This window comes from Enterovirga sp. (assembly GCF_028290205.1).
Taxonomy (GTDB): Bacteria; Pseudomonadota; Alphaproteobacteria; order Rhizobiales; family Beijerinckiaceae; genus Enterovirga.
Genome location: NZ_JAQGKF010000203.1, coordinates 1 through 6397, shown reverse-complemented (window position 1 = coordinate 6397; position 6397 = coordinate 1). Strand labels below are relative to the sequence as shown.

Sequence of the window (6397 nt, the reverse complement as noted above, 5' to 3'; positions counted from 1 at the left end):
CGTATTCGCCGGATCCGGCGATGACCGCGTCTTCGGTGAGGACGGGCTCGACGTGATCCACGGCGAGGACGGCAGCGATCAGTTATCCGGCGGCGCGGGCGATGACGTCATCCTGGCCGGATCGGGTGACGACCTCGTTTGGGGCGACGAGGGTCACGACCGGGTCGATGGCGGCGCAGGCGCGGACACGCTGTACGGCGGCCAGGGTGCGGACATCATCCTGGCCGGCGATGGCGGTGACGCGGTTTTCGGTGAGGACGGGGACGACATCCTCTCGGACGGCTCGGACCAGGACCGTGTAAGCGGCGGGCTCGGCAACGATACCGTGCTCGCAGCCGCAGATTCCGACGACGACGTCCTCGCCGGCGATGAGGGTACGGACACCCTCGACTACTCCGCTTCGCGGGAGAGCATCAGCGTCAGCATCTCAGCCGGCACCGCAGCCGGCGCGGATATCGGACGCGACCGGGTCCTGGGCTTCGAGGTGGTGATTACCGGCAGCGGCGACGACCGCATCAACGCCGATGTGGGGGGCGATCCGACCGTCATCGCCGCCAGTTTCACCGTGAACAGCGGCGCCGGTGACGACGCCATCACGTCTGGCGACGGGGACGACATCCTGATCGGAGCCGCCGGTGACGACACCCTGAACGCTGGCGCCGGTGCGGATCATGTTCAGGCCGGCTCGGGCGACGACGTCGTGGAGGCCAGCCTCGACGGAGACGCCGACCGGTATGAGGGCGGTGACGGCGAAGATACCCTCGATCTCTCGACGGCCAGGGTCCGAACCGAAGTCAACATCGCGGCGGGCCGCGTCTCTGGGGCGGAGACCGGGGAGGACAGGATCTCCTCCTTCGAGGTCTTCATCGGGGGCGATGGGGACGACCTCTATATCGTGGGGTCCGATTCGGTTGTGATCACGGGCGGCGATGGCGATGATCGCTTCCAGTTCACTGGAGCCGCCTCGGGGACTCCGATCTTCGTCGGCCGGATCACAGATTTCGCAACCGGCGACAAGATCGAAGTCGAGCAGTTCGAATTCTTCCGAAAGAACTCGGACGATGACGAAGATGAGCGATTTACGAGTGCGTATCTCCGCGGCGACAGCGGGCCAGCTCTGCGGCTGCGCTTTGAGATGGCCGACGACGGCGAAAATACCGTTCTCGAAATCGACGATGACTCGGGCGAAGACCGATACTCGATCGTGCTCGACGGCCACCAGGACCTTTACTTCTCGATCCTGACCGAGACGCCGCAGGCGCACGCCGCTTGAGGCGATGGAGACTCGCCATGTCCAAGGTTTATCACGGCCAGTTCCGAGGCGATTACGATGTCGAGCCGCGCAAGGAGAGCGAGACGGTCTTTCGCATCTGGCCCCGGGTCACGGTTGGGCTCTTCGCCGGCCTGTTCCTGATTGGCGGATGCGGCGGCTGGGCCGCGTATGCCGCGCTCCAGGGCGCCGTGATCGCGAGCGGCGTGATCAAGGTCGATCAGAACCTTAAAGAGGTGCAGCACCGGGACGGCGGCATCATCAAGACGCTGGCCGTTCGGCAGGGGGATTTGGTGCAGGAAGGCCAGGTGCTCGTCACCCTCGACGAGGTGCAAACCAAAGCCGAACTTTTGATCGTACGGTCGCAGCTCGCCGAGGCGCTCGCCCGGCGCGCTCGCCTGCTGGCGGAGCGCGATGACCTCGCGACCATGGCGGTGCCAGGTGGCGTGATGCAGGCGGGCGAGGCCGTCGCCACTCTGCTTCTCGAGGAAAGCCGACTCTTCAACGGCAACAAGCGCGCCCGCGAAAGCCAAAAGGAACAGCTTGCGCATTCGATCGCGCAGAGCGGAGAAGAGATCAAAGGCCTGGAAGCCCGCCTCTCCGCGAAGGCCCAAGAGGTCGAGCTCGTCCGCAAGGAGAGGGCGAAATTCATCTCTCTGCATGAAAAAGGCATCATTCCGAACGACCGCGTTTTCACCTTCGAGCGCGACTGGACGCGCATCTTGGGCGAAAAGGGCGAGATCCAGGCGAGCATCGCCCGGGCCCGGGCCCGGATCTCCGAACTCACCGTCCAGAAAATCGCGATCGACCAGAACGCCTCCACGGAGGCGCAGCGGGAATTGCGAACGGTGGATGCCCGCATCTCCGAACTGGCCGAACGGAAGGTCGCGATCGAAGATCGCCTGGCGCGCTCCGAGATTCGGGCCCCGGTCGCCGGCCACGTCAACGAGCTGTTCATGTTCACCGTTGGCGGCGTCCTCTCACCGGCAGCCAAAGTCGCGACCATCGTTCCCACCGGGACCGACCTTCGCTTCGAGGTGAAGATCGCGATCGCTGACATCGATCAGGTTCGGACTGGGCGGGAGGCCCGTGTGCGCCTCGCTGCCTTCAGCCAGAACAACACGCCGGAGCTGAAGGGCCGCGTCACCTTTCTTTCGCCCGCCTCGACGCGGGATCCCGCGACGAACCTCGACCACTACATCGCGCAGGTCGAACTGCACGCGAACGAGGCGGAGAAGATCGCGAGTTACCGCCTGGTCCCTGGCATGCCGGTGGAGGTCTTCATTGCAACGCAGGAGCGGACGGCGCTTTCCTACCTCGTAAAGCCCATCATGGATCAGACCAGCCGCGCATTTCGGGAGCGCTGAATTCTCATTGTCATGATCTCGTCTACCTGGATAAGCGACCCAAGAGCCCTGGTGGACTCGCATACCCGCGCCTGCGGATGAAGAGGGGGACGCGGTGAGATGCTATTTCCACCTTTGCAGCGGCTCCACGGAGGTCATCTTCGACGGCAAAGGGGTGGAGGTCGCTGATCTTGCGAGCGCCCGCAGAGAGGCATTGCGGGCAATCGAGGAGCTTTACTGGGAAGATCCGGGCCTCCTTGGAGAATGGTGCGGCTGGTGCCTAAGCCTCGTCAGCGAGACGGGAGCCACCTTGGCGACAATATCGCTCGACAGCTTCATTTTCGACTCCGGCAGACCATCGACATTCAGCGCCACTGAACACGCTCGGCGCAGTATCCGGGCCACAAGAATGTCCCGCCGACGCTGGGACAGCCGCTTCATCGCGCCCCGGAGGCGGGACCGGTGACCTCACCGCTCGAACAAGCGGTCCGTCAGCGATTCACGGGCCTGCCAGCCGCGGCGTTCGAGTTCGGGCACGGTGCCGGTTTCGGCCGGAAAGCCCAGGCACAGCAGCGCGATCAGGGCCCAGTCGGCCGGCACGTCGAGCAGCCGGGCGACCTCGGGCGGATCGATGATGGAGACCCAGCCGAGGCCGATGCCGCGCGCCCGGGCCGCGAGCCACAGGCCGTGGATGGCCATGACGCAGGAATAGCGCCGCGTCTCGGCCATGGTGGCGGCGCCGAGTCCGTGACCCGCCAGGGGCGCCTCGTCGCAGAACACCGCCAGCACGTCCGGGGCCTCGCGAAGCCCGTGCAGCTTCAGCGTGCCGTAGAGGGCCCGCCGCTCCGGGTCGTAGCGCCGGGCGGCCTCGGCCGATTGCGCGTCCACATGCGCGGCGAGCGCCGCCCGGCGCGCCTCCGAGCGGATGCGGACAAACCGCCACGGCTGCGCGTTGCCGACCGAGGGGGCGAGCGCGGCCTGCGCCAAGAGGGCCTCCATCTCCCCCTCCGGCACCGGACGGCGGTCGAAATGGCGCACGTCCCGACGCCACCGCATCAGGGTCTCGAGCTGCCCCGCGAAACGCGCGTCGAACACAGGCGGCTGCTCGCTCACGGGACGTCTCCGGCCGTGGCTGGGGGCGGGGCGCCCCCGCTTTCGGTCTTGCTCCGCATCGTCCCTTGTCCGGCCCGGCAGGTCGGTCGCGTCGGTTCCGGGCCGACCCAGCTCTCGCGCGCGGCCGCTCTCCTGTACACTGGCCCGATCAGCCTGGAGCCGGAGAATGGCGATGACGAGCACCGAAAACCGCCGCGTCGTGCTGGCGAGCCGCCCGGAGGGCGAGCCCCGGCCGGAGAATTTCCGGCTGGAGACGGTTCCCAGGCCCGAGCCGGGCGACGGCCAGGTGCTGCTGCGGACGCTGTGGCTGTCGCTGGATCCCTATATGCGGGGGCGCATGAGCGAGGCGAAATCCTACGCCAAGCCGGTCCCGGTCGGCGGGCCGATGGAGGGCGGCACGGTGTCCGAGGTCGTGCTGTCGCGCAGCGATCGCTTCCGGCCGGGCGACGTCGTTCTCGCCCATGGCGGCTGGCAGGATTACGCAGTGGCGGACGCCAGGGGCCTGCGCCAGCTCGATCCCGAGGCCGCGCCGATCCAGACCGCGCTCGGCATCCTCGGCATGCCGGGCATGACCGCCTACACAGGGCTGGCCAATATCGGCCAGCCCAAGGCGGGCGAGACCCTGGTGGTCTCGGCCGCCAGCGGCGCGGTCGGCTCGGCCGTGGGCCAGATCGGCCGCATCCGGGGCTGCCGCACGGTCGGCGTGGCGGGCGGGCCGGAGAAGTGCCGCTACCTGATCGAGGAGCTCGGCTTCGATGCGGCGATCGACCACCGGGCGCCCGACCTGCCGGAGCGGCTCAGGGAGGCATGCCCGAACGGCATCGACATCTATTTCGAGAATGTCGGCGGCGAGGTCTGGACCGCCGTGTTCCCGCTGCTCAACGATTTCGCCCGCGTGCCGGTCTGCGGCCGCATCGCGCATTATTCCGACACCGCCCCGCCGCCCGGCCCGGACCGGACTGTGCAACTCATGGCCGCCATCCTGACGCGGCGGCTCCGGCTGCAGGGCTTCATCGTCTCCGACTTTGCCGCCCAGCAGGGCGATTTCCTGCGCGAGATGGCCGGCTGGATCCGCGACGGACAGGTCCGCTACCGCGAAGACGTGGTGGAGGGCCTCGAACGGGCGCCGGAGGCCTTCATGGGGCTGCTCAAGGGCCGGAATTTCGGCAAGCTCCTGGTCAAGGTGGCGGAGCGGTCGGCCAGTTGAGGCCGACTTGACGCCGCCCGCTCTCGTCCGCATCGAAGTGCCATGACGGGTCGCCTGCCTCGGAGCCGCACCAGCACGCGCGCGATCATCGCGATCGTGGCGCTGTACGGCCTCCTGTTGCAGGGCTTCGTGGCCGCCATGCTGCCGCATCCGGCCGCCGCCTCGGCCGCCATCTGTGCGCCGGCCGGCGAGTCCGGGCCGGAGAACGGCTCGGCCCCAGTCTCGCAGGCCTGCTGCCTGGCCGCCTGCCTGGCGCTGCAGCCGGTCACGCCGTCCGCGGCGTCCCTTCCGGTGGTCTGGCCCGCCCTCGACGCGCGCCGGATCGCCTGGACCTCCGCCCAGCCGTTCTTTGCCACCGGCCCTCCCCGTCTGGCCGGCAGCGCCCGAGGTCCTCCGACGAACTGATCGAACGCGTTCGCCTTTCGATCCCCCGTCTCAAGGACCTTGTCATGACCTCCTTCACCCTTCGCGGCGCGCTCGGCGCGGCCGCCTGTCTTCTCGCCTCGTCCGCAGCCCTCGCCCATGCCGTTCTGGAGCGGCGCGAGGCCGAGCCGAATACGGCCTATCGGGCCACGGTCCAGATCATGCACGGCTGCGACGGCTCGCCGACCACGTCGGTGAAGGTCAGCCTTCCGGAAGGGGCGGTCGCCGCCCGGCCGCTGCCCAAGGCGGGTTGGACGGTGACCACCACGCGCGGGCCCTTTATCCGCTCCTACGAGGCCGGCCACGGCACCGTGTCGGAGGGGGTCAAGGAGGTCACCTGGTCCGGCGGGCGGCTCGCCGACGACCATTTCGACGAGTTCGTCGTGTCCCTTCGGCTGACCGACGCCTTCCGGCCAGGCGACACCGTGCATTTCCCGGTCGAGCAGGTCTGCGAGAACGGCCGCCGGCACTGGACCCAGATGCCGGGCGGGACGCCCGTGGCCGATGGCGGACCGGCTCCCGGCCTGCGCATCGTCCAGGCGGCCGGGGCGGCGGCGGCACCAGCCGGGGCGGCGGCACCGACGTCCGGAACGTTCAAGGCGGGCGCCATCGCGGTGGAGCAGCCCTGGCTGCGGGCCACGCCGGGCGGCGCCAAGGTCGCGGGCGGCTACCTGCGGGTCACCAATTCCGGCCGGGAGGCCGACCGTCTGGTCGGCGCCGCGATCCCGGTCGCCGGGCGCGGCGAAGTGCACGAAACGGTGAGCGAGGGCGGCGTGGCGAAGATGCGCCCGCTGGAGCGCGGCCTCGAGATCGCGCCCGGCGCGAGCCTGGAGCTCAAGCCCGGCGGCCTCCACCTCATGTTCCTGGACCTGAAGGCTCCGGTGAAGGAGGGCGCGCCCGTTCGGGGCACCCTGACCTTCGAAAAGGCCGGCACCGTGGAGGTGCTGTTCGGCGTGGCGCCGGCCGGCGCGCCGGGCCCGGCCTCGGGCGGCGGGCACGCGCACCACTAGCGGCTGACCCGGCCGAGCCCCGCTCGGC

Annotated in this window: 6 protein-coding genes; 5 read left to right on the top strand and 1 reads right to left on the bottom strand. The window is 69.0% G+C overall.

What is annotated here, in order from left to right:
• Positions 1–1273, top strand: a 1273-nt coding sequence (locus JWR86_RS13980) for a calcium-binding protein (protein WP_299566662.1), incomplete at its 5' end; no start/stop codon positions are given.
• 17 nt (positions 1274–1290) lie between these two features.
• Positions 1291–2637, top strand: coding sequence for an HlyD family type I secretion periplasmic adaptor subunit (locus JWR86_RS13975; RefSeq protein ID WP_299566660.1), 1347 nt, complete (start codon positions 1291–1293; stop codon positions 2635–2637).
• Between the two features lie 447 nt (positions 2638–3084).
• On the opposite strand, the gene bluB is transcribed toward JWR86_RS13975, so the two are convergent.
• Entirely contained in the window at positions 3085–3729 is a 645-nt protein-coding gene (gene bluB / locus JWR86_RS13970; RefSeq protein ID WP_299566658.1) for a 5,6-dimethylbenzimidazole synthase, read from the bottom strand.
• Between the two features lie 172 nt (positions 3730–3901).
• Here bluB and JWR86_RS13965 point away from each other — a divergent pair, with 172 nt between their 5' ends.
• From JWR86_RS13965 to JWR86_RS13955, 3 genes are read left to right on the top strand one after another with little or no spacing between them, the layout of a single operon-like run.
• The gene (locus JWR86_RS13965; RefSeq protein ID WP_299566656.1) at positions 3902–4936 is read left to right on the top strand and encodes an NADP-dependent oxidoreductase; all 1035 of its coding nucleotides are present in this window, start codon (positions 3902–3904) and stop codon (positions 4934–4936) included.
• A 42-nt stretch (positions 4937–4978) separates the two neighbouring features.
• Positions 4979–5341, top strand: coding sequence for a hypothetical protein (locus JWR86_RS13960; protein ID WP_299566654.1), 363 nt, complete (start codon positions 4979–4981; stop codon positions 5339–5341).
• 44 nt (positions 5342–5385) lie between these two features.
• Positions 5386–6369 (top strand): DUF1775 domain-containing protein, encoded by a 984-nt coding sequence (locus JWR86_RS13955; RefSeq protein ID WP_299566652.1) that lies wholly within the window; start codon positions 5386–5388, stop codon positions 6367–6369.
• Positions 6370–6397: the final 28 nt, after the last annotated feature.